The organism is Oceaniradius stylonematis, assembly GCF_003149475.2.
Taxonomy (GTDB): Bacteria; Pseudomonadota; Alphaproteobacteria; order Rhizobiales; family Rhizobiaceae; genus Roseitalea; species Roseitalea stylonematis.
The window spans coordinates 49424-75825 of the sequence record NZ_QFWV02000002.1 but is presented as its reverse complement, the minus strand read 5'-3'; the positions used below and the strand labels follow the sequence as shown (position 1 = coordinate 75825).

Annotated in this window: 28 protein-coding genes, 3 tRNA genes and 1 pseudogene; 15 read left to right on the top strand and 17 right to left on the bottom strand. The window is 66.1% G+C overall.

What is annotated here, in order from left to right:
• From DEM25_RS01805 to DEM25_RS01795, 3 genes are read right to left on the bottom strand one after another with little or no spacing between them, the layout of a single operon-like run.
• Positions 1-1626, bottom strand: a complete 1626-nt coding sequence (locus DEM25_RS01805) for an acyl-CoA synthetase (protein ID WP_109767945.1) — start codon at positions 1624-1626, stop codon at positions 1-3.
• Entirely contained in the window at positions 1626-3593 is a 1968-nt protein-coding gene (locus DEM25_RS01800; RefSeq protein ID WP_109767946.1) for an acetyl/propionyl/methylcrotonyl-CoA carboxylase subunit alpha, read from the bottom strand. The genes DEM25_RS01805 and DEM25_RS01800 overlap by 1 nt, the downstream gene beginning before the upstream one ends.
• Before the next feature lie 4 nt (positions 3594-3597).
• Positions 3598-5097 carry a carboxyl transferase domain-containing protein gene (locus DEM25_RS01795; RefSeq protein WP_109768036.1) on the bottom strand — a complete coding sequence of 500 codons (1500 nt, stop codon included), beginning with the start codon at positions 5095-5097 and terminating at the stop codon, positions 3598-3600.
• Positions 5098-5259: 162 nt separating this feature from the next.
• Here DEM25_RS01795 and DEM25_RS18270 point away from each other — a divergent pair, with 162 nt between their 5' ends.
• Together DEM25_RS18270 and DEM25_RS01785 are read left to right on the top strand one after the other, a co-directional pair.
• Entirely contained in the window at positions 5260-5535 is a 276-nt protein-coding gene (locus tag DEM25_RS18270) for a type II toxin-antitoxin system HicA family toxin (protein ID WP_342633453.1), read from the top strand.
• Entirely contained in the window at positions 5532-5894 is a 363-nt protein-coding gene (locus tag DEM25_RS01785; protein ID WP_109767948.1) for a type II toxin-antitoxin system HicB family antitoxin, read from the top strand. The genes DEM25_RS18270 and DEM25_RS01785 overlap by 4 nt, the downstream gene beginning before the upstream one ends.
• A 2-nt stretch (positions 5895-5896) precedes the next feature.
• Here the strand turns inward: DEM25_RS01785 and DEM25_RS01780 are convergent, their stop codons facing one another.
• The 5 genes from DEM25_RS01780 to DEM25_RS01760 form a co-directional block, all read right to left on the bottom strand.
• On the bottom strand, positions 5897-7045 hold the full coding sequence (locus DEM25_RS01780) for an isovaleryl-CoA dehydrogenase (RefSeq protein WP_500797123.1): 1149 nt from the start codon (positions 7043-7045) through the stop codon (positions 5897-5899).
• A 42-nt stretch (positions 7046-7087) separates the two neighbouring features.
• The gene (locus tag DEM25_RS01775) at positions 7088-10573 is read right to left on the bottom strand and encodes an indolepyruvate ferredoxin oxidoreductase family protein (protein WP_109767950.1); all 3486 of its coding nucleotides are present in this window, start codon (positions 10571-10573) and stop codon (positions 7088-7090) included.
• Between the two features lie 266 nt (positions 10574-10839).
• Positions 10840-10916: transfer RNA gene (locus DEM25_RS01770), tRNA-Arg, on the bottom strand.
• 90 nt (positions 10917-11006) lie between these two features.
• Positions 11007-11312, bottom strand: coding sequence for an ETC complex I subunit (locus DEM25_RS01765; protein ID WP_120222616.1), 306 nt, complete (start codon positions 11310-11312; stop codon positions 11007-11009).
• A 53-nt stretch (positions 11313-11365) separates the two neighbouring features.
• Positions 11366-11442 (bottom strand) — tRNA-Pro (locus tag DEM25_RS01760).
• A gap of 222 nt (positions 11443-11664) precedes the next feature.
• Here DEM25_RS01760 and DEM25_RS17540 point away from each other — a divergent pair.
• Positions 11665-11877 (top strand): hypothetical protein, encoded by a 213-nt coding sequence (locus DEM25_RS17540; RefSeq protein WP_147393255.1) that lies wholly within the window; start codon positions 11665-11667, stop codon positions 11875-11877.
• A 33-nt stretch (positions 11878-11910) separates the two neighbouring features.
• Here DEM25_RS17540 and DEM25_RS01755 read toward each other — a convergent pair whose 3' ends face one another.
• Both DEM25_RS01755 and DEM25_RS01750 read right to left on the bottom strand, forming a co-directional pair.
• The gene (locus DEM25_RS01755; RefSeq protein WP_245412723.1) at positions 11911-12372 is read right to left on the bottom strand and encodes a DUF192 domain-containing protein; all 462 of its coding nucleotides are present in this window, start codon (positions 12370-12372) and stop codon (positions 11911-11913) included.
• Positions 12373-12441: 69 nt separating this feature from the next.
• Positions 12442-13035, bottom strand: coding sequence for a cold-shock protein (locus tag DEM25_RS01750; RefSeq protein ID WP_109767953.1), 594 nt, complete (start codon positions 13033-13035; stop codon positions 12442-12444).
• Positions 13036-13315: 280 nt separating this feature from the next.
• On the opposite strand from DEM25_RS01750, the gene DEM25_RS01745 reads away from it, so the two are divergent.
• The 3 genes from DEM25_RS01745 (at position 13316) to DEM25_RS01735 (ending at position 15386) form a co-directional block, all read left to right on the top strand.
• On the top strand, positions 13316-13756 hold the full coding sequence (locus DEM25_RS01745; RefSeq protein ID WP_109767954.1) for a VOC family protein: 441 nt from the start codon (positions 13316-13318) through the stop codon (positions 13754-13756).
• Between the two features lie 228 nt (positions 13757-13984).
• Positions 13985-15181 (top strand): D-Ala-D-Ala carboxypeptidase family metallohydrolase, encoded by a 1197-nt coding sequence (locus tag DEM25_RS01740; protein ID WP_245412722.1) that lies wholly within the window; start codon positions 13985-13987, stop codon positions 15179-15181.
• Positions 15182-15310: 129 nt separating this feature from the next.
• Positions 15311-15386 (top strand) — tRNA-Glu (locus DEM25_RS01735).
• Positions 15387-15423: 37 nt separating this feature from the next.
• Here DEM25_RS01735 and cueR read toward each other — a convergent pair.
• The 4 genes from cueR to DEM25_RS01715 form a co-directional block, all read right to left on the bottom strand.
• Positions 15424-15810, bottom strand: coding sequence for a Cu(I)-responsive transcriptional regulator (cueR, locus tag DEM25_RS01730; RefSeq protein ID WP_109767956.1), 387 nt, complete (start codon positions 15808-15810; stop codon positions 15424-15426).
• Positions 15779-15967 carry a hypothetical protein gene (locus DEM25_RS01725; RefSeq protein WP_158585136.1) on the bottom strand — a complete coding sequence of 63 codons (189 nt, stop codon included), beginning with the start codon at positions 15965-15967 and terminating at the stop codon, positions 15779-15781. The genes cueR and DEM25_RS01725 overlap by 32 nt, the downstream gene beginning before the upstream one ends.
• A 148-nt stretch (positions 15968-16115) precedes the next feature.
• Entirely contained in the window at positions 16116-16808 is a 693-nt protein-coding gene (locus DEM25_RS01720; protein ID WP_109767958.1) for an XdhC family protein, read from the bottom strand.
• Positions 16809-16810: 2 nt separating this feature from the next.
• The gene (locus tag DEM25_RS01715; RefSeq protein WP_245412741.1) at positions 16811-17089 is read right to left on the bottom strand and encodes an XdhC family protein; all 279 of its coding nucleotides are present in this window, start codon (positions 17087-17089) and stop codon (positions 16811-16813) included.
• Between the two features lie 155 nt (positions 17090-17244).
• On the opposite strand from DEM25_RS01715, the gene DEM25_RS01710 reads away from it, so the two are divergent.
• From DEM25_RS01710 to purB, 6 genes are all read left to right on the top strand, one after another.
• Positions 17245-18249, top strand: a complete 1005-nt coding sequence (locus DEM25_RS01710) for an ABC transporter substrate-binding protein (RefSeq protein WP_158585135.1) — start codon at positions 17245-17247, stop codon at positions 18247-18249.
• A gap of 4 nt (positions 18250-18253) precedes the next feature.
• Complete coding sequence (locus DEM25_RS01705) at positions 18254-19267, top strand: P1 family peptidase (RefSeq protein WP_109768037.1); 1014 nt, start codon at positions 18254-18256, stop codon at positions 19265-19267.
• A gap of 59 nt (positions 19268-19326) precedes the next feature.
• Positions 19327-20001 (top strand): ribulose-phosphate 3-epimerase, encoded by a 675-nt coding sequence (gene rpe, locus DEM25_RS01700; RefSeq protein WP_109767961.1) that lies wholly within the window; start codon positions 19327-19329, stop codon positions 19999-20001.
• A gap of 9 nt (positions 20002-20010) precedes the next feature.
• The gene (locus DEM25_RS01695; RefSeq protein WP_109767962.1) at positions 20011-20775 is read left to right on the top strand and encodes a DUF2259 domain-containing protein; all 765 of its coding nucleotides are present in this window, start codon (positions 20011-20013) and stop codon (positions 20773-20775) included.
• A gap of 9 nt (positions 20776-20784) precedes the next feature.
• Positions 20785-21282, top strand: coding sequence for a hypothetical protein (locus tag DEM25_RS01690; protein ID WP_109767963.1), 498 nt, complete (start codon positions 20785-20787; stop codon positions 21280-21282).
• A 61-nt stretch (positions 21283-21343) separates the two neighbouring features.
• A complete protein-coding gene (purB, locus tag DEM25_RS01685) occupies positions 21344-22651 on the top strand; it encodes an adenylosuccinate lyase (protein ID WP_109767964.1) in 1308 nt (435 codons plus the stop codon).
• A gap of 2 nt (positions 22652-22653) precedes the next feature.
• Here purB and DEM25_RS01680 read toward each other — a convergent pair whose 3' ends face one another.
• Entirely contained in the window at positions 22654-23274 is a 621-nt protein-coding gene (locus DEM25_RS01680; protein WP_120222614.1) for a hypothetical protein, read from the bottom strand.
• 151 nt (positions 23275-23425) lie between these two features.
• Here DEM25_RS01680 and DEM25_RS01675 point away from each other — a divergent pair, with 151 nt between their 5' ends.
• Both DEM25_RS01675 and DEM25_RS01670 read left to right on the top strand, forming a co-directional pair.
• On the top strand, positions 23426-23656 hold the full coding sequence (locus tag DEM25_RS01675; RefSeq protein ID WP_147393254.1) for a hypothetical protein: 231 nt from the start codon (positions 23426-23428) through the stop codon (positions 23654-23656).
• An 84-nt stretch (positions 23657-23740) separates the two neighbouring features.
• On the top strand, positions 23741-24304 hold the full coding sequence (locus DEM25_RS01670; RefSeq protein WP_109768038.1) for an RBBP9/YdeN family alpha/beta hydrolase: 564 nt from the start codon (positions 23741-23743) through the stop codon (positions 24302-24304).
• Here DEM25_RS01670 and DEM25_RS01665 read toward each other — a convergent pair whose 3' ends face one another.
• Positions 24305-25087: an HpcH/HpaI aldolase family protein gene (locus DEM25_RS01665; RefSeq protein ID WP_109767967.1), complete on the bottom strand. Its 783-nt coding sequence runs from the start codon at positions 25085-25087 to the stop codon at positions 24305-24307. It abuts the gene before it with no gap.
• A 25-nt stretch (positions 25088-25112) separates the two neighbouring features.
• The gene (locus DEM25_RS01660) at positions 25113-25430 is read right to left on the bottom strand and encodes a DUF1476 domain-containing protein (protein WP_109767968.1); all 318 of its coding nucleotides are present in this window, start codon (positions 25428-25430) and stop codon (positions 25113-25115) included.
• A 253-nt stretch (positions 25431-25683) separates the two neighbouring features.
• Between DEM25_RS01660 and DEM25_RS01655 the strand changes: the two are divergent.
• Positions 25684-26395: pseudogene (locus tag DEM25_RS01655) on the top strand (phosphoribosylaminoimidazolesuccinocarboxamide synthase).
• Positions 26396-26402: the final 7 nt, after the last annotated feature.

The window sequence follows — 26402 nt, the reverse complement described above, 5'->3', positions numbered from 1 at the left end:
TCATCCTTCCCGTGCGGCCCTGTCGCGCAGGACACGCCGCATGATCTTGCCCGTGGTCGTCACCGGCAGCTCGTCGACGGCCTCGATCTCGCGCGGATATTCGTGCGCGGCAAGCCGGTCCCTGACGTGCGCTTTCAACCCGGCCTCCAGCGCCGCATCGAGCGCGTATCCTTCGGCCAGCACCACATAGGCCTTGACGATTTCGGTGCGTTCCGGATCAGGCTTGCCGATGGCGGCTGCCATGCGCACGGCTCGATGGCGGATCAGGCAATCCTCGATGCTCCCCGGCCCGATTCTGTAGCCGGCCGATGTGATCACATCGTCGTCGCGGCCGACAAAGCGGATCCAGCCGCCCGTCTCGCGCACCCCGACATCGCCCATGATCAGCCAGTCGCCGATGAACTTTTCAGCCGTCGCATCAGGATTGTTCCAGTATTCCAGGAACATGACCGGATCGGGCCGGCGCACGGCGATCAGCCCCTGCTCGCCTTCGGCGCATTCGGTGCCATCCTCGCGCAGGATGGCGACCGAATGCCCGGGCACCGGCCGGCCGATCACGCCGGGGCGCGGCGGCATCAGCGCCGCGCACGAGGAAATCACGAGATTGCATTCGGTCTGGCCGTAGAACTCGTTGATCGTCACGCCGAGCACCCTCCGGCCCCAGTCGACAAGCTCGGCACCAAGCGACTCACCACCCGAGCCGACCGTGCGCAGATGCAGCCGTCGCGGCGGCGCCTCGGGATACGCCGCGCGCATCATCTTCAGCGCCGTCGGCGGCAGGAAGGCGTTGGTGACCTTGCGCCGCGCCATCAGCGCAAACGCGTCCTCGGCAGTGAACTTGTCGAAGCGCCGCGCAACCACCGGCACGCCGTGAAACAGCGCCGGCAGAAGCACATCGAGCAGGCCGCCGATCCATGCCCAGTCCGCCGGCGTCCAGATGACATCGCCGGGCTGCGGGAAGAACTCATGGTGCATCTCGACACCCGGCAGATGGCCGAGCAACACCCGGTGGGCGTGCAGCGCGCCCTTGGGCGCCCCCGTCGTGCCAGACGTGTAGATGATCAAAGCCGGATCGCCGGCGGCGGTGTCGATCACATCGAAATCGGCTGGCTGGCCCGCCAGCAGCGCGTGCAGGTCGACGGTTTCGAGAGCGTCATGGGCGCCGTCAATCGTCGCGATCGTCAGCCCCTCCTGCGCGCCCTTGGACATGGCGCGCAGCTTGGCGGCCCCGTCCCGGTTCGTGATCACGTGCCCGATGCCGGCATCGACGATGCGATGCTCCAGCGCATCGGGGCCGAACAGCACGAACAGCGGCACGGCGATCGCGCCCATCTTGTAGATGGCGATATGGCCGGCGGCGGTCTCGACCGCCTGCGGCAACAGGACGCCAACACGGTCGCCATGCAAAACGCCTTGGGCCGCGAGCAGATTGGCGATGCGGTTCGACATGTCGCGCAGTTCGCCAAAGCTGATCGTGCGGTCTTCATCGTCGAGGATCAGGGCCGGCCGGTCGGGATCGGCCTCCGCCCAGCGGTCGCAGCAGGCCGCACCCATGTTGAAGCGCTCCGGCACATCCCAGCGGAACCGGTCGGCCAACTCCTCGTATGTTGCCGCTTCGGGCAGCATCAGTCTTCGTCCGGCTCAAGCGCGATCAGCACGGCACCGCCCTCCACCGCGCTGCCCGGTTCGCCATGGATCGCGGCAATGGTGCCGTCGCGCGGCGCGGTCAGCGGATGTTCCATCTTCATCGCTTCGACCACCGCCAGCCGGTCGCCGGCCGAAACCGCCTGCCCGACATCGACGTCGATCAATCGCACGATGCCGGTCATCGGCGCGGTCACCGCGTCACCGCTGCCCGCGATATCGGCGCCCGCGGTGAGCGGGTCGGGCACCGTGAAATCATGCGACGCGCCACCGAGCAGAACCGAGACATGGGTCGCGCCGGCGGATTGGTAGCGCACGAGACCGGCGGCGAAGCCACGGCTGCCCGAATTGCCGCCGATGGTCGTCGTGTCGCGAACCAGATTGTCGAGCCGGAACGGCGTCTCGCCCTCCAGCGTCACGCTACCGTGCCCGTGCAGGATCAGCCGGCGCCCGATCATGGTATCGCCCTGCAGAAGCCGCACCTGATGGCTGGCCTCGCCCCAGAGCCGCCAGCCCAGGCGCGGATCGGCCGGATCGAGATCAAGCGCGGCGATGGCTGCCAAAGCCACCGCCATGTCTGATGTCTCCGGTTTCGCGGTCAGCGCATCCACATCGCGGTCGATCAGGCCGGTATCCAGCTCGCCTGCGGCAAATCCGTCATGGCTTGCCAGCGCCAGAAGAAAGGCGCGGTTGGTCATGGTTCCGGCGACATGGGTCTCGGCGAGAGCCCGTCGCAGCCGGCCAAGCGCCTGTTCGCGCGAACCCGAATGGGTGATCAGCTTGGCGATCATCGGATCGTAGAAGGGCGAGATGGCATCGCCCGACCGGACGCCGGTGTCGATGCGTGCATCGCCGAACGCCAGATGCGCGAGCGTTCCGGTCTGCGGCAGGAAACCGTTGGCCGGGTCTTCGGCGTAAAGCCGCGCCTCGAAGGCATGGCCGCATATGGCGATCTCGTCCTGATCTCTGGGCAGCGGCTCGCCGGACGCCACACGCAACTGCCACTCGACCAGATCGAGGCCTGTGATCGCCTCGGTCACCGGATGCTCGACCTGCAGCCGCGTGTTCATCTCCATGAACCAGAACCCGTCGGGCCGGAGCGGACCCGAACCGTCGGCGATGAATTCGACCGTGCCGGCGCCCTGATATCCGATCGCCCTGGCGGCGCGCACCGCCGCGCCCGTCATCGCCGCGCGCACCTCCTCGGTCATGCCCGGCGCAGGCGCCTCCTCGATCACCTTCTGGTGGCGCCGCTGCAGCGAGCAATCGCGCTCGAACAGGTGCACGACATTGCCATGCGCGTCACCGAACACCTGCACCTCGATATGCCGCGGCGCGGTCACATATTTTTCGATCAGCACCGCATCGTCGCCGAAGGCGCCCTGCGCCTCGCGCCGGCAGCTTTCGAGCGCGCTCTTGAAGTCGCCGGCGCGCTCGACCTTGCGCATGCCCTTGCCTCCACCACCCGCGCGCGCCTTGATCAGCACCGGGTAGCCGATCTGGTCGGCTTCGCCGGCGAGGAAATCGGCGTTCTGACTGTCGCCGTGATAGCCCGGCACCACCGGCACGCCGGCCTTTTCCATCAGCGCCTTTGCTGCATCCTTGAGGCCCATGGCGCGGATCGCATCCGCCGACGGGCCGACGAAGACCAGCCCGGCCGCCTCGACCGCTTCGACGAAGGCCGGGTTTTCGGACAGGAACCCGTAGCCGGGATGGATCGCGTCCGCGCAGGTCGCCTTGGCGGCCTTTAGGATCGCATCGATGTCCAGATAGCTTTCAGCAGCCGGCGCCGGTCCGATCCGCACGGCTTCGTCGGCCATTTCGACATGCAGCGCGCCTGCATCCGCGTCCGAATGGACCGCGACCGTGGTAATGCCCAAGCGTTTGGCAGTCCGGATCACGCGGCAGGCGATCTCGCCGCGATTGGCGATGAGGAGACGGGTGATCATGGCGTCACATCCGGAACACGCCGAAGCGCGTCTCTTCGACCGGCGCGTTAAGCGCGGCGCGCAAGCTCAGCGCCACCACGTCGCGCGTGGTGCGCGGATCGATGATGCCATCATCCCAAAGCCGCGCCGAGGCGTAGAACGGATGCGATTGCTCCTCGAACAGATCGAGCGTCGGCTGCTTGAACGCCGCTTCCTCATCCGCGCTCCACGTCGCCCCCTTTGCCTCGATGCCGGCGCGCTTGACGGTGGCCAGGACGCCGGCCGCCTGCGCGCCGCCCATCACGGCGATGCGCGCGTTCGGCCACATCCACAAAAAGCGCGGGCCGTAGGCGCGGCCGCACATACCGTAATTGCCCGCGCCATAGGAGCCGCCGATGATCACCGTCACCTTGGGCACGGCGGCGGTGGAGACCGCCTGCACCAGCTTGGCGCCGTCCTTGGCGATGCCGCCGGCCTCATATTTCGAGCCGACCATGAAGCCTGTGATGTTTTGCAGGAACAGGAGCGGGATTTTCCGCTGGCAGCACAGTTCGATGAAATGCGCGCCCTTGAGCGACGATTCCGAAAACAAAACGCCATTGTTGGCGATGATCCCCACCGGCACGCCGTCAATATGGGCGAAGCCGGTAACGAGCGTCGTGCCGTAACGCGGCTTGAACTCGGCGAAATCGGAACCGTCGACGATCCGGGCGATGACGTCGCGCACGTCGTAGGGCGTCTTGGTGTCGTCGGGGATCAGGTCGAACAGGGTGTCCGGATCGTAAGCAGGCGCTTTCGCTTGCCTGATCGCAACACTCGGTTCCGGCGCCGGGCCGAGGCCGGCGACGATCTGGCGGGCGAGCGCCAGCGCGTGATGGTCGTCATCGGCCAGATAGTCGGCAACGCCGGAAAGCCGCGTGTGCGTGTCGCCGCCGCCGAGCGTTTCGGCATCGACCACCTCGCCCGTGGCTTCCTTGACCAGCGGCGGGCCGGCCAGGAAGATCGTGCCCTGTTCGCGCACGATGATCGTCTGGTCGCTCATCGCGGGCACATAGGCGCCGCCCGCCGTGCACGAGCCCATCACGACGGCGATCTGGGGTATGGCCGCCGCGCTCATCCGCGCCTGATTGTAGAAGATGCGGCCGAAATGGTCGCGATCCGGGAACACCTCGTCCTGATTGGGCAGGTTGGCGCCGCCGGAATCGACCAGATAGAGGCACGGCAACCGGTTCTCGGCGGCGATCTCCTGGGCACGCAGATGCTTCTTGACGGTCAGCGGATAGTAGGTGCCGCCCTTCACCGTCGCGTCGTTGCAGACGATCATGCAGTCGCGGCCCGACACCTTGCCGACACCGGCGATAACACCGGCGGCGGGAATGTCGTCCTCGTAGACGCCGCGCGCGGCAAAGAGCCCGATTTCGAGAAACGGTGCACCGGGGTCCAGCAACCCCTGCACGCGGTCGCGCGGCAGCAGCTTGCCGCGCTTGAGATGCCGCTCGCGCGACGCCTCGGACCCGCCGGCCATGATGCGAGCGGCTTCGGCGGCGGTCTGTTCGGTCTGGGTGCGGAGGAGGTTTGTCACGCGGCCGCCCTACGTCGTTGACAATCAAGGAGTGGTATCATAAATTGATATCTCAATGCCGGATCGAGCGCATGACGTGCCACGCCGAATGACCATTTGTGGTCAATGCCTTTTGCGAGGAGCGTCATGAACTCGAAGAACAAGCGAACTCTGACCAAACTGTTTCGTAGGCCGGTCGCCAATGACATTCGGTGGCAGGATATCGAGCGGATGCTTGTTGCAATGGGAGCCGAGGTCTCAGAAGGCCGAGGGTCGCGAATTCGGGTTCTCCTGAACGGCGAGGTTGCGACTTTCCATCGACCGCATCCACGGCCAACGACGGACAAGGGTGCTATTGTTGCTCTATGTGAGTTCTTGGAACAAGCGGGTGTCAGACCATGAAGCGCTATAGAGGATTTGTGCCCGATATTTGGTGGGAAGAGGACGACGCCGCCTTTCATGGCCGTGTTTCCAATGTCTCCGATATGATTCATTTTTCGGCAGGGTCGATGACTGAATTGCAGAATGCGTTCGAAGACAGCGTCGATGACTATTTGGAGTTCTGCGCCGAGAAGGGGATCGAGCCCAAGAAGCCGTACTCGGGTCGCCTTGCGCTCCGACTGGATCCCGAGGTGCACGCCATGGCCGATGAAGCCGCAAAACGTACCGGACGATCGCTCAATCAGTGGATCATGGATACTGTTTCTGAAGCCGCATCGGCCGAAAATGATCGTCGGCGCATTCGGATCCGAAATCGCTAGCATCACCGCGTCTCCGCGAACAGTTCCCGGCCGATCAGCATGCGGCGGATTTCGCTCGTGCCCGCGCCGATCTCGTAGAGCTTGGCGTCGCGCAGCAGGCGTCCTGTCGGGTATTCGTTGATATAGCCGTTTCCGCCCAGGCACTGAATCGCTTCCAGCGCGATTTGCGTCGCCTTTTCAGCGCTATAGAGAATGCAGCCGGCGGCGTCCTTGCGCGTCGTCTCGCCCCGGTCGGCGGCCTGCGCGACGGCGTAGACATAGGCGCGGCAGGCGTTCATCACCGTATACATGTCGGCCAGCTTGCCCTGCATCAGCTGGAACTCGCCGATCGGTTGGCCGAACTGTTCGCGCTCGTGCACATAGGGCATGACGACGTCCATCGCCGCGGCCATGATGCCGAGCGGGCCGCCGGCGAGGACGATGCGCTCATAATCGAGGCCGCTCATCAGCACGTTGACGCCGCGGCCCTCCTCGCCCAGCACATTGTCGAACGGTACTTCGCAATCCTCGAACACCAGTTCGCAGGTGTCCGAGCCGCGCATGCCAAGCTTGTCGAGCTTCTGGGCGGTCGAAAAGCCGGTCATCTGCTTTTCGATCAGGAACGCCGTGATGCCGCGCGGGCCGGCTTCGGGATCGGTCTTGGCGTAAACGACCAGCGTGTCGGCGACGGGACCGTTGGTGATCCACATCTTGTTGCCGTTCAGAACGTAGCGGTCGTTTCTCTTGTCGGCGCGCAGCTTCATGGAGACGACATCGGACCCCGAACCCGGCTCGCTCATCGCCAGCGCGCCGACCTGTTCGCCGGAGATCAGGCCCGGCAGATAGCGCGCTTTCTGCGCGTCAGTGCCGTTGCGGGCGATCTGGTTGATGCAGAGGTTGGAATGGGCGCCATAGGACAGGGCCAGCGACGCCGAAGCACGGCTGACCTCTTCCATCGCGACCACATGGGCCAGATAGCCCATGCCAGCGCCGCCATCGGCCTCGGGCACGGTGATGCCATGCAGGCCCAATTCGCCCAGTTTCGGTATCAGGTCGGCAGGAAACCGGTTGGTCGCATCGATCTCGGCAGCGCGCGGGGCGATCTGCTCCTGCGCGAAACGGTGCACCATGTCGCGCAGCGCCTCGATCTCCTCGCCGAGCGCGAAATTCATCGTCGCCGTAAACATATCCCCTCCCCGTCCTGCTCGTTGGCGCTACTCGGCCGCTTCGGCCAGTCGCGCCTGTTCGGGCGGCCTGTCAAGCTCGGCGTGCAGGCGCCGGCGTTCGTTTGCGGCCTTTTCCATCGCCTCCTCCTTGACCGGGCCGAAGCCGCGGATCATCTCCGGCACCGACAGAAGATCGCGCAACGTCTCGAACCGCGCCTCATCCAGCCTTGCGAGCGCCAACTCCACATCGGCCTCATATTGTTCGATCAGCGCCCGCTCGGCACGGCGCTCGGCGGTGTATCCGAACGGATCGAGCCGGGTGCCGCGCAACCCCTTCAGCCGGGCCAGTAGGCGCATGGCGCGCAGCATCCAGGGACCGAACTCGCGCTTTTTGGGCCGGCCCTCGGCGTCCTCGCCGGGCAGCAGCGGCGGCGCCAGATTGAAGGACAGTCTGAAATCGCCGGTGAAGGTCTGCGTCAGATAGCGGTCGAAGGCCGGATCGGCAAACAGCCGCGCCACCTCATATTCGTCCTTGTAGGCGAGCAGCTTCGCATAGTTATGGGCAACGGCGCGCACCAACGCGTCGCGGTCGGCGGGCTGCGACAGGCGGTCCTCGGCAACCGATGCGACACGCGCGACCATGTCGCGATAGCGTTTGGCGAGCGCATCGTTCTGATAGGCGGTCAGATGGGCGGCGCGATGGCGAACCAGTTCGTCCGCCGTCATCTCCGCCATCGGCTTGAAGCCGTTGGCACGGGTTTCCATCGCCTCGATCGCGGCGGGATCGTGCGCCATGACGCGGCCCCAGCGGAACGCGTCGATGTTGGCATCGACGGCGACGCCGTTGATCGCGATCGCCTGCTCGATCGCATCGGCCGACAGCGGGATCAGCCCCTTCTGCCAGGCAAAGCCGACCATCAGGATGTTGGTGGCGATCTCGTCGCCGGCGACCGCCATCGCCGCCTTGCCGAAATCGTGGAAGTGGGCATCGGGCCGCACGACGGAGCGCACCGTGTCCTCGACCGTCTGTTTGCGGAAATCGAAATCGCGCTGGCGCACGAATTCGGCGACCGGCGTCAGCCTGGCATTGACCACCGCATGGGTGCGCTCGGGATCGCAGCGCACGGTGCCGTCGCGCGAGGCGGCGACCACACTGTCGGCGGCGATCAGGACGTTGGCCCCGCCTGGCGCGATGCGCGGGCTCTTGCGCGGATTGTCGCCGGCCGACAGCCGGATATGGCTCATCACCGCGCCGCCCTTCTGCGCGAGACCCGCCATGTCGAGCACCAGCGGCGCGACGTTTTCGAGCCGGGCCGCCATGGCGATGATGCCGCCAATGGTCAGAACGCCGGTGCCGCCGACGCCGGTCACAGCGATGTTCCAGCTTGGCGCCATTTCGGGCAGGTCGGGCACGGGCAGGGCCGAAACATCAGGTGCCGTGGTGCGCGCGCTCTTGCGCAGTTCGCCGCCGCGCACCGTCACGAAGGACGGGCAGAAGCCCTTGACGCAGGAGAAATCCTTGTTGCAGGCCGACTGGTTGATCGTCCGCTTGCGGCCCATTTCCGTTTCAAGCGGGTCGATGGCGATGCAGTTGGACTGCACCGAACAGTCGCCGCAACCTTCGCAGACGGCCGGGTTGATCAGCACGCGCATGTCCGGGTCTTCCATCAGCCCGCGCTTGCGGCGGCGGCGCTTTTCGGCCGCGCAGGTCTGCACATAGACGATCGCCGTCACGCCGGGCTGCTCGCGCAGCTCCTTCATTACCGTATCGATCTCGTCGCGATGGCGAATGTCGGTGCCCGGCGGCAAGTCCGGCGCGCTGTAGGCATCGATATTGTCGCTCATCAGGACGATCGAGCCGACACCTTCATGATTGAGCTGGTGCGTCAATTGCTGCGGCGTCAGGCTGCCGTCGAGCGGCTGGCCGCCGGTCATGGCGACGGCATCGTTGTAGAGCAGCTTGTAGGTGATGTTGGCGCCCGCCGAGACCGCCTGGCGGATCGCCAGAATGCCGGAGTGGAAATAGGTGCCGTCGCCCAGATTGACGAAGACGTGCTTTTCATCGGTGTAGCGGCCGATGGCCGTCCACGGCACGCCCTCGCCGCCCATCTGGGTGAAGGTCTCGGTGTTCCGGTCCATCCACTGGACCATGTAGTGGCAGCCGATCCCGGCCAGCGCGCGAGAGCCCTCGGGCACCTTGGTCGAGGTGTTGTGCGGGCAGCCGGCGCAATAATGCGGCTGGCGCGTGACGGCCGGCACATGGCTTTCGGCGAAACGCTCGCGCTCTTCGAGATAGGCGAGCCGGTCTCCGATCCGGTCGCGCAGGCCGTCATCGATGCCGTCGAGCCTGAGCACCCGGTCGGCGATACCGCGCGCCACCGCCCCCACCGACAGCGCCTTGGACAGCGACAGGAAAGGCCGGTCGTGCTCGTCGAACTTGCCGACGATGCGCGGGCGCACATCGGCGCGCCAGTTGAACAGGTGCATCTTGATCTGGTTCTCGATGATCTCGCGGCGCTCTTCGACAACCAAGACCTCTTCGAGACCTTCGGAAAATTCGCGCACGCCCTCGGGTTCGAGCGGCCAGGTCATCCGCACCTTGTAGAGCCTCAGACCGATTTGGGCGGCCTCTTCGTCTCCGATGCCCAGTTCGAACAGCGCCTGGCGGACATCCTCATAAGCCTTGCCGGAGCCGGCAATGCCGAACCGGGCCTTTGGCGAATCCATGGTGATCTGGTCGACCCCGTTGGCACGCGCAAAGGCGAGCGCCGCATAGGGCTTGATCTCCTGCAGGCGCTGATCCTGAACCAGCGGCGCATCCGGCCATCGCAGGTTCACACCGCCGGGCGGCAGCCCGAAGTCCGGAATGACGAACTGGCGGCTTTCTGCGGACAAATCGACCACCGATGTGGTCTCCACCGTGTCGGAAATGAATTTCATGCCGACCCAGAGGCCCGAATAGCGCGACATGGCGATGCCGAGCAGGCCGATCTCCAGAAATTCGTGGATGGATGACGGGTACAGACACGGGATGATCGCCGAGGCAAACGCATGGTCGGACTGGTGCGGCACGGTCGACGACTTGCAAGTGTGGTCGTCGCCGGCAAGGCACAGCACGCCACCATGGGGCGCGGACCCGGCGGCATTGCCGTGCTTGAAGACATCGCCCGACCGGTCGACGCCCGGCCCCTTGCCGTACCAGATGCCCAGTACGCCGTCCTTTCGGGCGCCCGGCGACAGACCGACCTGCTGCGTACCCCAGACCGCGGTTGCGGCGAGTTCCTCGTTGACGCCGGGCTGGAACGTGATGTCGAGCGGATCGAGGTGCTTCCTGGCGCGAACCAGTTGCTGGTCGTAGCCGCCAAGCGGCGAGCCGCGGTAGCCGGTCACGAAGGCGGCGGTGTTCAGGCCGGCGGCGCGGTCCCGGCGCATCTGCACCATCGGCAGGCGGACGAGCGCCTGCATGCCGCTCATATACACCGCGCCCCCGGACGCGGTGTAGGTGTCGTCCAGACGGACGGCTGCGATGTTCATCGGTCAATCCTCCCCCACGCGCCGATCATGGCGGTGGAGCGGCACGGCATCGCGGGCTCCCGACGGATCAATGGCAGGCGCAGCCCCTCCCTGCGCACCCGACCGGTCATTTGCACACGGACCGCGCGACGGTTCGTGTTTCCAATTGCGATCAGTCTAGGACGCCGGTTTATCGCTCGGCAAGGAAAACCGGATGCCCGCACGATAACCCCAACGGCCAGACCGTTGGGATACTTGAAGAAACGCCTGCAATTATCTGAAGTAGATGGCGAACCCGGCAGGATTCGAACCTGCGACCTGATGATTAGAAGTCACCTGCTCTATCCAGCTGAGCTACGGGTCCGTCGGTGCAGATATAGACGCTGGGCACGGCACGGCGCAATCGCATGCCGGGACGGATTCGGCGATGCCGGCGCCTGCCGGTCGGAACCCTTCAGTGGGTCCAGGGGATACGGCGGTCGAACTTGAAGTTATCAGAATAGGCCTGGCGCCGCCGTTCGGCCTTTTGCGGCTTTTCGATGCGATAGGTCAGACCGTGCTTTTCGGCATAGGCAACCGCGGCTTCCATGGTGTCGAAGCGCAGATGCACCTGCGTGCGGGTGTCCGACGAAGAGGTGTATCCCATCAGCGGCTCGATGCGACGCGGCTGCTCGCGGTCGAATTCCAGAACCCAGTGGCCGGTCTTGGCCTTGCCGGACTGCATGGCGGTCTTGGCGGGACTGAAAATTCGCGCGCTCATGGCATTGGTCTCCTCTGCCAAACATCTGCCGCCGGCGTACGGTCGGCGTATCGTGGTCGGAGCGGCAGGATTCGAACCTGCGACCCTCTGGTCCCAAACCAGATGCGCTACCAGGCTGCGCTACGCTCCGGATGCCGGACACCGGCGATGGGCCGACGCTCTAAACCGGAAACCCGGGTTCGGCAAGGGAGCAAATCGCGCGCATTGGGGCTACGAACCGTGCCGGGCAGCGGGGTCCACTTGACGCCGCTGTTCAGGCGCGGCAGCCTCATTCGTAACGGCGGCCCGGCAGGATCGTCCGGCCGCTGTCGTGCAGTGTGAGCGTTGCTGCATCGGTCAAGAGGAGGATGATATGGCACGAGGATTTGTTCCCCACATCCCAAATGCTCCGCGCGGGATGCCCGGCGCGCCGAAAGACGAGCATTCGCCGCCTCGGGTCGCCCCCCGCAATCCGGCTGGGCTGCCGCTCGAAATTCTGCCAGTCTATGACAAGGCCGAAGACGAACTTCCCAAGATCGACGGTGAAGAGGCAGAGCCGGACCACGAGCCCAATCAGGATCAGTAGCAGAGCTGTGCCGCCTTGGGCGCGGTTGCGCCCCTAGCCCCCACCGATCGCCGGATGAACCAGCCGGTCGCCGGCTTCGATGCCCAGTGTCTCGGCCGTGCCGGCATGAACCTCGAGCACGTAGAGCGCCGGCGCGCCCGACCGGATCGGCACGGTCGAAAAGGGCACCGTGTCGCGGGCGACGCGGACAATCGTGCCGTCGGCGGCGGCGAAAACGATGTCGAGCGGCAGCGGCGTGTCCTTCATCCAGAAGGCGCGCGGGCCGGACACCTCGAAGACGAACAGCATGGCGCGGTTCTCGGGCAGATCGGTGCGGTGCATCAGCCCGCGCATGTGCTGCTCGCCGGTGCGCGCGATTTCGAGGTCAAAGCGGGCCCTGACTTCGCCTTCAGCCGACAGGACCGACAATTGGGCGGGATCGACCGGCAGCCGCATCGGCTCGTTCGCCAGAACGGCAAACGACGCGCCCAGAACCATGAGCGCAGCCAACACCATCGCGGAAACGGGGGATCGGAGCGGAGCGTTTCGGTGCATGCGCTCAGATATGAGCGCGCGCGGCGGCGATCAATGGGACGATGGCGGCTGAACCCCGATATCGGGGTAGATTTCAGCCGCCATCAGTCCCTTCTCGCCCTCGCCGAAACGGGCAATGACCACCTGGCCGGGCCTGAGTTCGGTCAGGCCGAAGCGGCGCAGCGTCTCCATGTGCACGAAGATGTCGGGCGTGCCCTCCCCGCGCGTCAGGAAGCCGAAGCCCTTGGTGCGGTTGAACCATTTGACGATCACCCGCTCCAAGCCGCTGGTCGGCGTGACATTGGCGTGGGTGCGCGGCTCGCTGGAGGCCGGATGAACAGCGGTCGATGCGTCCATGGACATGATGCGGAAGGCCTGAAAGCCGCGTTCGCCGCGCTGTGCCTCGCAGACGATGCGCGCGCCCTCCAACGCGGTCTGGTATCCGTCGCGGCGCAGGCAGGTGACATGCAGCATCACGTCGCCGAAAGCGGCATCGTCGGGCACGATGAAGCCATAGCCCTTTGCGATGTCGAACCATTTGATCTTGCCGGCGATCTCGACAAGGGCGCCCACACCGGCCTCGTGCGCAAGCGGCGCGCGTTGGCCGACGGTCTTGTCCTTGCCTGATTGCGACTCGTCACTCATACGATCGACATCCCCCGCACGCTTGGCGCAGTCGGACCAGGAGCGCGCAAGCCGTGATTCGAGGCAAGGATAGCATCACGACGCCCGATTCCGGCAAGAGCGAAATCCCGATTTGCCCCGGAATACCGGGCTAGCCAGCCGAATTGCGGCCCGATACTGTGAATAAGTCACGCGCCGTCGCCATGCGCGTCGGAAATGCGACAGCCACGGCGCGGCGCACAGCGAAGGTGACGCCGGGTCAGCATCGCCGCAACCGAAATTCAGGATCCGGAACCCGACAATGCGCTATCTACACACCATGGTCCGCGTTCGCGACATCGACGAATCGCTGGCATTTTACTGCGACAAGCTGGGGCTGGAGGAAGTCCGGCGTCACGAGAGCGAAAAGGGGCGCTATACGCTCATCTTCCTGTGCGCGCCCGAGGACAAGGAGGCCGCGCTGGCCAACAAGGCGCCGCTGATCGAACTGACCTATAATTGGGACCCCGAGGACTATCAGGGCGGACGCAACTTCGGTCACCTGGCCTATCTGGTCGACGACATCTATGCGACGTGCCAGCGGCTGGCCGACAATGGCGTGACCATCAACCGCCCGCCGCGCGACGGCCATATGGCCTTCGTGCGGTCGCCCGACGGCATTTCGATCGAGTTGCTGCAAAAGGGCGACGCGCTGGCGCCGAAGGAGCCTTGGGCGAGCATGGAAAACACCGGAAGCTGGTAGGCCGGGCCGCCCTGCGGCCCGGGGCCGCATCGCGGTTTGCCCCGCTGCCTTGATTGCTTCACGATTTGGCCGTAATCGCTCCTTATCGGTTCGCGCCAGCATTAAGCCATTGCGCATATTTTGCGGCGATGATGGCGGGACAGCCCGCGGCAAGCCAGAGATGCGATCATGAGATCGCCGGATAGCCGACGGGATTGTTCGATCGGGGGCCCGAGGGGAAACGTACTTTTGAAGTCATCGCTCCGCTTTGCTGTTCAAGGCCGCGCGCCGGGGGGTCTCGCCATCGTCACGGCCGCGCTGCTGGTGTCGGCGTGCACGACTTCCTCCCTGGACACGGTCGCGACCGGGCTCGGCCCCGCACCCGGCGTCGATACGGGCACCATGATGGCGCTGAGCGACGGTGAAGCCCTGCCCGCTCCCGACGTGCGGCCCGCCGCGCCGATCGGCGAGACCGCGCCGGTCGCCGACAGCGCCACGGTGGCCTTTGCCGGACCGACGCCGACGGAGCCTGCACCGCTTCAGACCGCGGCGGCAGAACCGACCTCCATCGCCGAGGCGCCGGCGCAGTCCGTCATCGCAGCCGAAGCCGCCGAGGCGGCAACACCGGGTTCCGCACCCGCTCCTTCGGCCGAATCCCCGGCTCCCGCCGCGCCCGCCACCGACGATGTCGCCACCCAGCGCATTCTCGCGGCCAGCAACGCGCCGACCGCCAACGGCACCGAACCGGTCGAACCGGAACCCCAGGTGGCCACCGCGCCGCCACCGGCCATCACCGCGCCTGCCGCGGCCACCGGGAACCGTCCGGGTTTTCTCAATGCCCTGTTCGGCAGCCGCCGCGATACACAGGGCCGCCCGCGGCCTCTGGTCGCCACAGCATCAAGTCAAAGCGCGCCTTCGCCGGTGATCGAGCAGCCCGCCGCTCCGCAGCCGGTGATCGCCCGCGCGTCGGCCAGCGGCAGCACCGCCGCCCTGCCGGGTTTCAGCCGGGAACGGGCGCTTGGCATCAATCAGGGTGCGGTGACGCCCGATGCGCCTGTTCAGCTTGCGTCGGCCGCCGGCCTGGCGCGTCTGGCGCCAAACGGCCTGCGCACACAGCATTCGGGTGTCGATGTCGCCTGCCTCAAGCCGGCGCTTGTGCGCCTTCTCAAGCGCGTCGAGCAGCGTTACGGCAGGCCCGTGGTCGTCACGTCCGGCTATCGCAGCCCGCAACGCAACCGCCGGGCGCGCGGCGCCAAGAATTCGCTGCACATGTATTGCGCGGCCGCCGATATCCAGGTCGAGGGCGTCAGCAAATGGGATCTGGCCGCCTATCTGCGCTCGGTGCCCGGCCGTGGCGGCGTCGGCACCTATTGTCACACCAAGTCGGTGCATATCGACATCGGTCCCCAGCGCGACTGGAACTGGCGCTGCCGCCGGCGGAGCTGACCGCCGATCGCTTGCCGTGGGCCGGGCGGAAACCTATGTGACTGCCCGGTCGCAAAAAATCGGTTTTCCGGTTTGCGATCAGGGTTGCGGCGGCGTTTGAATGTGCCTATACACCGCTCACCTTGATGCGCGCCCATCGTCTAGCGGTCTAGGACGCCGCCCTTTCACGGCGGAAACACGGGTTCGAGTCCCGTTGGGCGTGCCACTTTCTCTCTCATTGCAGCATCGAGCGCATCGCGCCGTCAGGCGCGTGCCAGATCGTCGATAATCGGGCAGTCGGGCCGGTCGTTTCCCTGGCACGTCTCGACGAGCCGCGACAGCGTCGCGCGCAGCGACTGCAATTCGTCGAGCTTGCGGTCGATCTCGCCGATCTTCTCCAGCGCCAGCGCCTTGACGTCGGCGCTGGCCCGGTGCTCGTCGTCATAAAGCGACAGCAGCAGCCGGCACTCCTCGATCGAAAAACCCAGGCTGCGGGCGCGTTGCACGAATTTCAGCCTGTGCACGTCCGTATCGGAATAGTCGCGATAGCCATTGTGCGCCCGCGCCGGATGGACCAGACCGATCTCTTCATAGTAGCGGATGGTCTTTCTGGGCAGCTCAGTCGCGCGCGCCGCCGAGCCGATGTTCATTGCCCGTCCCCAGTTTCGATGCGCCGTAGGTGGCGCGCAGCCGGTCGATCTCCGCATCGGTGAAGCCCAGCATCCGCGCGCGCCGCAAAAACTGGGCAAAGCTGGCCGGTTCGCACGCGGCCGGTTCGCGCTGGCCCAGTTCCGGTTCGGTTGCCATCTGTCGCTCGGTCATGGTCGCAATGTGGTGCCCTGTCCACGTCTTTACACCCGATGGCCGGTGACGGCCTTTTGACAATAATGTGTCCGCAACGTGCGCGAACGGCCATGGTTAACCCTTCCCGCCACGGGAAGGTCAAGACCGGCCGCTAAACCGGCGCGGAGCGTGACTTGCGGCGTTCGCCGATGATTTCGGCCAGAATGGAGACGCCGATCTCGGCCGGTGTCGATGCGCCGATCGGCAAGCCGATCGGTCCCCTTATGCGCGAAACAGCATCGGGATCGGCGCCGGCGGCGATCAGCCGCTCGATGCGGCGCCCATGCGTCTTCCGGCTGCCCAGCGCGCCGACATAGAAGCACTCCGCCTCGAGCGCGGCGCGGATCGGATGATCGTCGATCTTCGGATCATGGGTCAGGGCGACCAGGGCGCACCAGCGGTCGAGCGGGCGTTGGGCCAGCACCATCTCCGGCCAATCCGCCGACAGTTCGATGCCGGCGAAACGCTCGGGCGTTGCGAAGGCAGTGCGCGGATCGATGATCTCCGGGTGGAAGCCGGCGGCGGAAGCCATCGGCGCCAGCGCCTGGCTGATATGCACCGCGCCGACGATCACCATGCGCACCGGCGGCAGATGGACATTGATGAAGAAGTCGCGGCCGGAAACCGACACCGGTGCCGCTTTGCCCGACCGGAACGCCTCGGCGATTGCCGCGCCGAGTTCGCCGGGGATCGCGTCGTCCTCGCTCACCACCCGGTCGCGGCCATCGCCCAGATCGGTGACCACGGCAACCGCCCGCCGTTCGTCCCGTGCCGCGTTTAGCGCTTTCAGAACGGCGGGCTCCACGGTCAGCCGACCCTTTCGACATAGACGCGGATGCGGCCGCCGCAGGACAGGCCCGCGCGCCAGGCGGTTTCATCGGCGACGCCGTATTCGAGCATGCGCGGTTCACCGGTTGCGATCACGTCCATCGCCGCGACGATCACCTCGCCCTCGACACAGCCGCCAGAGACCGATCCCTCGAAAAGACCGTCCGCATCGACCGCCAGATGGCTGCCTGGCGGCCTGGGCGCCGAGCCCCAGGTCTCGACCACCGTCGCAAGCGCAACATCGCGGCCCGCGCGCATCGCCGATTCGGCAAAGCGCAACGGATCGTGGTCGGCGGCATGGTCGGTCTGTGTGGGCGTTGTCTCGTTCACGGCAGCCACCATAGGCCATGGACGGAGGTTGGAAAAGCGCGGCAGCCTTGCCCTTTGCAGGGGTCCGGTGCATCACAACTGCCATGTTCCGGCTCGTTTCGACATGTGCCGCATTCGCCCTGCTGCTGGCCGCCACGGCCGGCCAGCCGGCGCACGCCGCCGACGGCGCGGCGGTCGTCGCCCCGCTCAGCGGGCCCTATGCGCCGGTCGGCCGGGCGCTCGACGAGAGCGTCCGGGCCGTGCTCGGCGACGATGTGCCCGCGCTGGACGATGGCTGCGATGCGCAGATGGCCGAAAGTGCGGCCCGAGACGTGATCGAGGCCGGCGACGCGCTGGTGATCGGCCTGCCCTGCATCGATGCGTTCGATGCCGCCATGCCGGCGCTTGCCGACGCCGGCGTGCCGGTGATCGCGGTGGACGTTCGCGCCGCGGACATCACGACCGCGCCGCGCGGTGCAACGCGATGGCCGGTGTTTCGCTCCGGACCGGCGGCGCACACCGAATTCGCCGTGCTGGCCGGCCATCTCGCCCGTGCCTGGCGCGAGGCCAGTTTCGCGATCATCGATGACGGCACGCTCTATGGCCGGCAATTGGCCGAAAATGTCCGCCTGCTGCTGGCCGATGCAGCACTGGAGCCGGTCTTCGTCGACACATATCGGCCGCTGCTCGAAAGTCAGGCCGCGCTGGTGCGGCGGCTGCAACGGTCGGGCGCAAGCCATGTGCTGATCGGTGGAGAGGCGCGCGATGCGGCGATCATCGCGGCCGACGCGGCGCGGATCGGCTATCGGCTTGCGATTGCCGGCGGCAGCATTCTGGTCGCGCCGCCCGCCGACGGGCGCCTTCCGGACGGCACGATCACCGTCGCCGTGCCCGCCGACATCGATCCGGCGCGGATCGCCGCGCAGGTCGCGCAGGCGGCACTTGCGGCGGACATGCCCGTGATCGATGCGCTGCGCACGCTGACATTCCAGACCGATATCGGCCCCCTCGCCTTCGGCGACGATGGCGAGCCCGATGCCCGGTTCTTCCGCATCCACACATTCCGGAACGGCCGCCCCGAACCGCTCACCCCCGACATGGATGGATAGCCCCATGACTCCCGGCCCGCGCAACCTGATCACCGACATTGCAGGCCTCAAGGTCGGCCAGGCGACCCATGCCCGCATCAAGAGCGGCGTCACCGCCATCATCTGCGACGCGCCGGCCGCGGCGGGCGTGCAGGTTCTCGGCGGCGCGCCCGGCACGCGGGAGACCGATCTTCTTGCGCCGCACAACACGGTCGAGGCGGTCGATGCCATCGTTCTTTCGGGCGGATCGGCCTTCGGGCTGGACGCCGCTTCCGGCGTTCAGGACTGGCTGGCCGAACAGGGACGCGGCTTTCCCGTCGGCCCGCACCGGGTGCCGATCGTGCCGTCGGCGATCCTGTTCGACCTGATCAATGGCGGCGACAAGGACTGGGGCGACAAATCGCCCTATCGGGCGCTGGGCACGCTTGCCGCGCAGACGGCGGCGACCGAGTTCGCCATCGGCAGCCATGGCGCGGGCGCCGGCGCACTGACAGCCGACCTCAAGGGCGGCCTCGGCTCGGCCTCGGCAGAGCTCGAACGCACCGGCATCACCGTCGGATCGCTGGTTGCGGTCAACAGCCTGGGCACGCCGATGGTCGGCGGCACCCGCCATTTCTGGGCCGCCCCTTTCGAACAGGACGGGGAGTTCGGCGATGAGGGCCTGCCCGAACCGATGCCCGCCAATGCGACCGATCTGCGCATCAAGTTCCGCGATCTGGTCTCCGACGGCGCGCCGGTGAACACGACGATCGGCGTCGTCGCCACCGACGCCAAGCTGACCAAGGCGCAATGCAAGCGGCTGGCGATCGCCGCCCATGACGGGCTGGCGCGCGCCATCTGGCCGGCGCACACGCCGTTCGACGGCGATTGCATCTTTGCGCTGGCGACCGGCCGGACCGAGATCGGTCCCGATCTCGATGTGTTTGTCGATCTGTGCGCGGCGGCGTCCGCGACCATGGCGCGCGCGGTGGCACGGGGCGTCTATGCCGCTCACGAAGAGCCGGGGGATATCATGCCGGTCTGGTCGTCGCGCCGTTGACAGGCCGGCGGCACGCGCGCCACTGACAGCCCAGCCGCATCATCGAGGAGAGACCAGCCATGCGCGACATCAAGATCGCTCCGTCCATTCTCGCATCGGACTTCTCGAAGCTCGGCGAAGAGGTGCGCGCGGTCACCGAGGCGGGCGCAGACTGGATTCATCTCGATGTGATGGACGGCCATTTCGTGCCCAACATCTCCTATGGACCCGATGTTATCGCCGCGCTGCGCGCGCACACCGACATCCCTTTCGACTGCCATCTGATGATCGCGCCCGCCGATCCCTATCTCGAGGCGTTCGCCAAGGCCGGCTGCGACACGATCACGGTCCATGCCGAGGCGGGGCCGCACCTGCACCGCTCGCTGCAGGCGATCCGCGCGCTCGGCAAGAAGGCCGGGGTGACGCTGAACCCGGCAACGCCCGTGTCGGCCATCGAACACGTCATCGACATGGTCGATCTGGTTCTGGTGATGAGCGTCAATCCGGGCTTCGGCGGCCAGAAGTTCATCGACGCCGTGGTGCCGAAGATCGCCGCCATCGATGCGCTGATCGGCGACCGCCCGATCGACCTTGAAGTCGATGGCGGGGTGACGGCCGACACCGCGCCCGCCTGCGCGAAGGCCGGCGCCAATGCGTTCGTTGCAGGCTCGGCGGTCTTCAAGGGCGGGACAGTGGACGCCTACCGTGCTAACATCGAGGCCATTCGGGCGGCGGCGACGGACAACCGGCCATAGGAGGTCGATATGGTTGAACGGTTTTTCTGCAGGCTTCGCGCCTGCCTCGCCCTGGCGCTGCTGACGGCGTTCGCCGTCTTTGGCGCACTGGCACCGGCGAAGGCCGGTGATGCGGCGACCCTCAACGTTCTGGGCTTTTCGTCGGACGGCGCGATTTTCGCCTTCGAGGAATATGGCGTCCAGGATGGGTCCGGCTTTCCCTATGCGAACCGCTATTACATCGACACGGCGACCGACACGTTCCTGCCCGGCTCGCCGATCCGCAAGCGGATCGACGACGAGACGGCGAGCGTCGCCGAGGCACGCGCCCAGGCGCGGGCGGTGGGCGAGACGACGATTTCCGATGCGTTGCTCGCCGCCAATGGAGGCGTGCTGGCCGGTTTCAACCCGATCACCGAGATCGGCGCCGATCCGTTCCGCATGGTGGTCAATCCGCGTCCCGTCAATCCGCCGATCGATGCGCCGCTCGAAGTGCGGTTGACCGAATTGAGCTTCCTCGCCGAGCCGCCCTGCGACGGCGTGACGGACGCCAGCATCGGCTTCCGGCTCGTCAAGATCGATCCGACGCCGGGCGGGTCCACTGAGCTTCTCAACGAGGACGAAAGCGTTCCTTCAAGCCGTGGCTGCCCGCTCGGCTATGCCATCGGCGGCATCCAGACCTTCTACCCCGACAAGGCCGACCCGGTCTTTGCCGTCCTGATCGCCATCCGCTCGTTCGGCTTCGAGGGACCGGACTTCCGCTGGATGGCGGTGACAGCGCCGATGATGCCTTAGGCGAGGCGCATGAGACTTTGGGGGCGACTGGCCGCATCGCGGCTGACATTGCGGCGCGCGGCGACAGCCAGCCTGGCATGCGCGGTTGTGGCGGGGCTTCTGACGGTGCTGACGCTGCGCTGGCAATATGGCTGGTCGGACGCCGGACATATCGGCATCGTCAGCGCGATCTATGCAGCGGGGGCCGGTACCGGTTTTGCGGCATCGCTTTTTGCAACCAGCCTTGCCATGCCGCATGCCAGCAGGCGCCGGCGCACAATGGTGACGGTCCTGCTTGCCGTTCTCGCCGTCCTGGGTGCCACCTACTTCATCTTCTTTCTCGAACACCGAAGCTATTACAGCCAGTGGCACGATGCCGCCCTGACGCGGCTTTGGTTCTGGCAGCAGGCTTTCACGGCTTTGGGTGGGGCCGCCCAATTCGCGGTGATGGGCATTCGCTATTTCGGTGTCGGTGCGCTGGCGCTGATCGTCGCCGCAAGCTGGTGGGTGCACCGCACGGCGCATTGAGTGTTGCGCTGAGGCCTGTTAGGCGGACCGCGCACACCTCTCCTACCCGCAGGTTCATCACATGATTCCCCGCTATTCGCGCCCCGACATGGTCGCCATCTGGTCGCCCGAAACCAAGTTCCGCATCTGGTTCGAGATCGAGGCCCATGCCTGCGACGCGCTCGCCAAGGCCGGCGTGATCCCCGAGCGCGCGGCGCAGGTGATCTGGGAAAAGGCCGGCTCGGCGACGTTCGATGTCGAACGCATCGACGCGATCGAACGCGAGACCAAGCATGATGTGATCGCCTTCCTGACCCATCTGGCCGAGATCGTCGGGCCCGAAGCGCGGTTCGTGCATCAGGGCATGACCTCGTCGGACGTGCTGGACACATGTCTGGCCGTACAGCTCTCGCGCGCGGCGGACATTCTTCTCGCCGATCTCGACGCGCTGCTCGCCGCGCTGAAAACGCGGGCCTTCGAGCACAAGGACACCGTCACCATCGGCCGCAGCCACGGTATCCATGCCGAGCCGACGACGTTCGGTCTCAAGCTCGCCCAGGCTTATGCCGAGTTCGAACGGTGCAAGTGCCGCCTTGAAGCGGCGCGTGCCGACATCGCCACTTGCGCGATTTCCGGCGCGGTCGGCACATTCGCCAACATCGACCCGGCCATCGAGGCCCATGTGGCCGAAGCGATGGGCCTGACCGCCGAACCAGTCTCGACGCAGGTGATCCCGCGCGACCGGCATGCGATGTTCTTTGCCACGCTCGGCGTGATCGCCTCGTCCGTCGAGCGGCTGGCCGTCGAGATCCGCCATCTGCAGCGCACCGAAGTGCTTGAGGCGGAGGAATATTTCGCGCCCGGCCAGAAGGGCTCGTCGGCGATGCCGCACAAGCGCAACCCGGTGCTGACCGAAAACCTGACCGGTCTTGCGCGCATGGTGCGCGGCTATGTGACGCCGGCGCTCGAAAATGTCGCGCTGTGGCATGAGCGGGACATTTCGCACTCTTCGGTCGAACGGATGATCGGCCCCGATGCGACGATCACGCTCGATTTCGCTCTGGCCCGCCTGACCGGGGTCATCGAAAAGCTCGTCGTCTATCCCGACGCGATGACGGCGAACATGAACCGCTTCCGCGGCCTGATTCATTCGCAACGCGTGCTTCTGGCGCTGACCCAGGCCGGTGTGAGCCGCGAGGACGCCTACCGGCTGGTCCAGCGCAACGCCATGAAGGTCTGGGAACAGGGCAAAGACTTCCTGACCGAACTGCTCGCCGACGACGATGTCCGCGCCCATCTGGGCGAAGACGAGATCCGCGACAAGTTCGATCTCGGCTATCACACCAAGCATGTCGACACGATCTTCGAGCGGGTGTTCGGCGAGAGCTGAAGTCAGCTGTCAGGACAGAGCGACGGGCTGCCCTGCGCCAGCCATTGCTCGAGCGTCAGCCGCTGCGGGGACAGTGAAACGGCGGTTTCCGTGGTCTCCTCGCGGACGATACCCTTGCCGGTCAGCACGTTGATGTCGCAGCCGCCATTGGCGTCGGGATCGAGCGTGTCGTAGAAGCTGTGGGTAAACCCGGCGATGAGCAGTGTTTCGTCGCGCCATGCCAGCGTGACCGTCTGGTTCCAGCGGTTGCGCCCGATCGCCTCGTTGCCCGATTTCAAAAGGAGCGAACCGGAAGCGGCAAAATCGACCGAGGGACGGTTGCCCACCATCATGCCCGCGCCGCCCCAGGCCGCATCGGGAAAGGACAGCCAAGGCTCCATGGCGCCTTCGTCAAAGCCGGTGCCGCGCAGGATGATCAGCGCGTGGTCGTCGGTGCCGTCGGGGTCGGGCGCGACCAGAAGCGCCGCGTCCCGGGCGCCGTCCCCGTCCAGATCGCCGGTCGCAACCGAGACGATCCTGTCGACGGGCCAATCGCCGGCGGCCGCGGGAAATGGCGCCAGACCGATGCCAGCGACAAGCGTCAGATGACAGGTTGTCACCGGAATTGAAGCGGCATTTCTCATCGCAAACCCCTGATTTTGCGGTGGCTTTCCGCACGATCACGACTGTGGCGGCTTTCATGACGCGATGCAACGCCGCTTGTCCGGCGATGACGCGGTTCGGGCATGATGGGCGCGCATCGTGGCGATGTTCAAGCCAATCATGGAGGACATCATGACCGACGAACGCGACTATTATTCCAATCATCGCACGCGAGCCGAGCTGGGTGCGTCCTCGGGCGGCGGCCTGTGGGCCGGGCTGGCGATTCTCGCGCTCTTCGTGCTGATCGCCACGTTCTATCTGTTTTCGGGCGGCGGGGCAGAGAACGGCACCGGTGCGCCGGACATGGCGCCCGCACCGGTCGAAACGCCGGTGCCCAACACCGCACCGGCTCCGGTGCAATAGCCGAACCGGATGATGGCCGGCGCCGGACGCCGGCCGCCTTGTCCGGAGTTGACATCGCCGGTTCGCGGGGCCACCTCGCGGACCATGAAGATCCGTGACGCCGACATCGTGCTCGTCCCCGGCTACCGAAATTCGGGGCCGGGGCACTGGCAGAGCCGCTGGCAGGCCAGGATGAAGACGGCGCGCCGCGTCGAACAGGCCGAGTGGACCAAGCCGGTGCGCGAGGATTGGGTGCGTGAAGTGCGCAATGCGATAGCGGAAGCCTCTGCTCCCGTTGTGCTGGTCGCCCATTCGCTGGGTGTTGCCTGCGCCGTTCATGCGATCCAGGACGACGAGGACGCCGCGCTCTCCGGCAAGGTGCGAGGTGGGTTTTTCGTCGCGCCGCCGGACGTGACCAACCCGGCGATCCGGCCCCGGCACCTGATGACGTTCGGCCCTTATCCGCGCGACCCTCTGCCGTTTCCGGCCTTTGTGGTTGCGAGCCGCAACGACCATTATTCGAGCTATGAAAAAGCCGAGGAGATCGCCGCCGACTGGGGCGCGTTTCTGGTCGATGCGGGCCAATCGGGCCATATCAACGCCGAATCGGGCCACGGCCCCTGGCCGGAAGGGCTGATGGTGTTCGCCGAATTCATGAAGCGGCTTTAGTCAGCGATCGCCGCGCGCCGCCGACAACACGGCGTCGGCGCCCTTCCTGACGATGGCCGCATCGAAGCCCGCGGCGATCAGCCCGTACCCCATCTGCGCATAGCGCGGCACCATGGCCGGATCGGCGGCGAAGATGCCGGCCAGCTTGCCGGCCTTTTTGGCGCGCGTGGCGATGCCGGCGACCGCGTCCATCATGTCGTCGAGCGTCGGCTCCAGCCGCTCGCCGCCGGTCCATGCGATGGAAAAGTCCGCCGGGCCGACGAACACCGCGTCGATGCCCTCGACGGCGAGGATCGCATCGAGCGAATCGAGCGCAGCACGCGTTTCGATCATCGCAAAGGCGAGCGTTTCGGCGTTGGCGCGCCCCAGATAGGCATTGCCGCCCTCGATGCCGCGCACGCCGATGGCACGGGTCGGCCCCCATGACCGTTCGCCGAGCGGCGGGTATTTCATGAAGGCGGCAAAGGCGCGCGCATCGTCGACCGAATTGATCATCGGCGCGATCACCGCATCGGCGCCGAAGTCGAGCGCCCGCGAGGCCATCTCGAACCGGCCGACCGGCACACGAACGATTGCGGGCACGCGTTGCGCGGTGATCGCTTCGATGCCATGCCAGACCGACTGCTCGGTGTGACCGCCATGCTGCATGTCGAGGGTGACGGCATCGAAGCCCGCGCCGGCCACAAGGCCGACAAAACCGGTCTCCGGCAGGGCCGACCAGGCGGTCAGCACCGTTTGGCCGGCGCGCAATGCACCGGCCAGTTCATAGCCATAGGCGGTCATCTGCCCTCCCCGCGCGCGGCGCCGGTCAGCTCTTTTCGATTTCCTCGGCGGCGCGGACCATCAGTTCGTCCATGGTGCGGCGGATCTGGTGATCGGACTGTTCGACGCCGGCCGCATCGAAATCGCCGCGCACCTTGCGGAACACGTCCTCGTCGCCCGGCTCCTCGAAGTCGGCGGCGATGACCTCCTTGGCATAGGCTTCCGCGTCGTCACCCGTCTTGCCCAGCAGTTCCGCCGCCCAAAGGCCCAGAAGCTTGTTGCGGCGCGCCTCGGCCTTGAAGCGCAGCTCGGCGTCATGGGCAAACTTGTTTTCAAATGCGTCCTTGCGGTCCTTGATGCTCATTGTCGCTCCTCCGGGGCCGTCAGGGCCGGGCTTGATGGTGGTGGCTCACATGTAAGCCTAGCGCCGGTCTAAACCAAATGGTTTGTCAAAGATCAACCAGCCGATCGCCGCATATCCGGGGCCGTGCGATTTCCGGTTGAAGCCGCCAATGGCCATTTGTTTTGGCGCACCGTTTCGGATAAACCGGGCGAACGTTTCGTCCGACCCGCCAGGCGCCCGCGCGCCCGCTTGCGGAGCAGCAAAAGGCCAATGCATGAAACAGCGCCGCCGCATCTATGAGGGCAAGGCAAAAATCCTCTATGAAGGCCCCGAACCGGGCACGCTGGTACAGCACTTCAAGGATGATGCGACCGCCTTCAACGCGCAAAAGCACGACGTGATCGAGGGCAAGGGCGTCCTCAACAACCGCATCTCCGAGCACATCTTCTCGGCGCTCAACCGGATGGGCGTGCCGACCCACTTTGTCAAGCGCATCAACATGCGCGAGCAGTTGATCCGCGAAGTCGAGATCATTCCGGTCGAGATCGTCGTGCGCAACATCGCCGCCGGCTCGCTGGCCGAGCGGCTCGGCATCGAGGAAGGCACGGTGCTGCCCCGCTCGATCATCGAATTCTATTACAAGTCCGATCCGCTCGGAGATCCGCTGGTCTCGGAGGAACATGTCACCGCGTTCGGCTGGGCCAATCCGCAGGAGATCGACGACATGATGGCGCTGGCCATCCGCGTCAACGACTTCCTGTCGGGCCTGTTTCTGGGCATCGGCATCCAGCTTGTCGACTTCANCGTGCCGGCTGTGGGACATCGGCACCAATGAGAAGCTCGACAAGGACCGGTTCCGACGCGACATGGGCGGGCTGGTGGAAGCCTATACGGAAGTGGCGCGGCGCCTGGGCATCATGAACGAGAACGAGCGTCCCCGCCCGTCAGGCCCGGTGCTCGTCGCCTCCAAGGACAAGCTGCACTAGGATCCGG

Bases quoted from the DNA above. Each gene is read 5' to 3' on its own strand.
- DEM25_RS01805 (WP_109767945.1), bottom strand. From the start codon at position 1,626: ATGCTGCCCGAAGCGGCAACATACGAGGAGTTGGCCGACCGGTTCCGC.
- DEM25_RS01800 (WP_109767946.1), bottom strand. From the start codon at position 3,593: ATGATCACCCGTCTCCTCATCGCCAATCGCGGCGAGATCGCCTGCCGC.
- DEM25_RS01795 (WP_109768036.1), bottom strand. From the start codon at position 5,097: ATGGCCGGCGGGTCCGAGGCGTCGCGCGAGCGGCATCTCAAGCGCGGC.
- DEM25_RS18270 (WP_342633453.1), top strand. From the start codon at position 5,260: ATGCCTTTTGCGAGGAGCGTCATGAACTCGAAGAACAAGCGAACTCTG.
- DEM25_RS01785 (WP_109767948.1), top strand. From the start codon at position 5,532: ATGAAGCGCTATAGAGGATTTGTGCCCGATATTTGGTGGGAAGAGGAC.
- DEM25_RS01780 (WP_500797123.1), bottom strand. From the start codon at position 7,045: ATGAATTTCGCGCTCGGCGAGGAGATCGAGGCGCTGCGCGACATGGTG.
- DEM25_RS01775 (WP_109767950.1), bottom strand. From the start codon at position 10,573: ATGAACATCGCAGCCGTCCGTCTGGACGACACCTACACCGCGTCCGGG.
- DEM25_RS01765 (WP_120222616.1), bottom strand. From the start codon at position 11,312: ATGAGCGCGCGAATTTTCAGTCCCGCCAAGACCGCCATGCAGTCCGGC.
- DEM25_RS17540 (WP_147393255.1), top strand. From the start codon at position 11,665: ATGGCACGAGGATTTGTTCCCCACATCCCAAATGCTCCGCGCGGGATG.
- DEM25_RS01755 (WP_245412723.1), bottom strand. From the start codon at position 12,372: ATGGTGTTGGCTGCGCTCATGGTTCTGGGCGCGTCGTTTGCCGTTCTG.
- DEM25_RS01750 (WP_109767953.1), bottom strand. From the start codon at position 13,035: ATGAGTGACGAGTCGCAATCAGGCAAGGACAAGACCGTCGGCCAACGC.
- DEM25_RS01745 (WP_109767954.1), top strand. From the start codon at position 13,316: ATGCGCTATCTACACACCATGGTCCGCGTTCGCGACATCGACGAATCG.
- cueR (WP_109767956.1), bottom strand. From the start codon at position 15,810: ATGAACATCGGCTCGGCGGCGCGCGCGACTGAGCTGCCCAGAAAGACC.
- DEM25_RS01725 (WP_158585136.1), bottom strand. From the start codon at position 15,967: ATGGCAACCGAACCGGAACTGGGCCAGCGCGAACCGGCCGCGTGCGAA.
- DEM25_RS01715 (WP_245412741.1), bottom strand. From the start codon at position 17,089: ATGCGCGCGGGCCGCGATGTTGCGCTTGCGACGGTGGTCGAGACCTGG.
- DEM25_RS01710 (WP_158585135.1), top strand. From the start codon at position 17,245: ATGTTCCGGCTCGTTTCGACATGTGCCGCATTCGCCCTGCTGCTGGCC.
- DEM25_RS01705 (WP_109768037.1), top strand. From the start codon at position 18,254: ATGACTCCCGGCCCGCGCAACCTGATCACCGACATTGCAGGCCTCAAG.
- rpe (WP_109767961.1), top strand. From the start codon at position 19,327: ATGCGCGACATCAAGATCGCTCCGTCCATTCTCGCATCGGACTTCTCG.
- DEM25_RS01695 (WP_109767962.1), top strand. From the start codon at position 20,011: ATGGTTGAACGGTTTTTCTGCAGGCTTCGCGCCTGCCTCGCCCTGGCG.
- DEM25_RS01690 (WP_109767963.1), top strand. From the start codon at position 20,785: ATGAGACTTTGGGGGCGACTGGCCGCATCGCGGCTGACATTGCGGCGC.
- purB (WP_109767964.1), top strand. From the start codon at position 21,344: ATGATTCCCCGCTATTCGCGCCCCGACATGGTCGCCATCTGGTCGCCC.
- DEM25_RS01680 (WP_120222614.1), bottom strand. From the start codon at position 23,274: ATGAGAAATGCCGCTTCAATTCCGGTGACAACCTGTCATCTGACGCTT.
- DEM25_RS01675 (WP_147393254.1), top strand. From the start codon at position 23,426: ATGACCGACGAACGCGACTATTATTCCAATCATCGCACGCGAGCCGAG.
- DEM25_RS01670 (WP_109768038.1), top strand. From the start codon at position 23,741: ATGAAGATCCGTGACGCCGACATCGTGCTCGTCCCCGGCTACCGAAAT.
- DEM25_RS01665 (WP_109767967.1), bottom strand. From the start codon at position 25,087: ATGACCGCCTATGGCTATGAACTGGCCGGTGCATTGCGCGCCGGCCAA.
- DEM25_RS01660 (WP_109767968.1), bottom strand. From the start codon at position 25,430: ATGAGCATCAAGGACCGCAAGGACGCATTTGAAAACAAGTTTGCCCAT.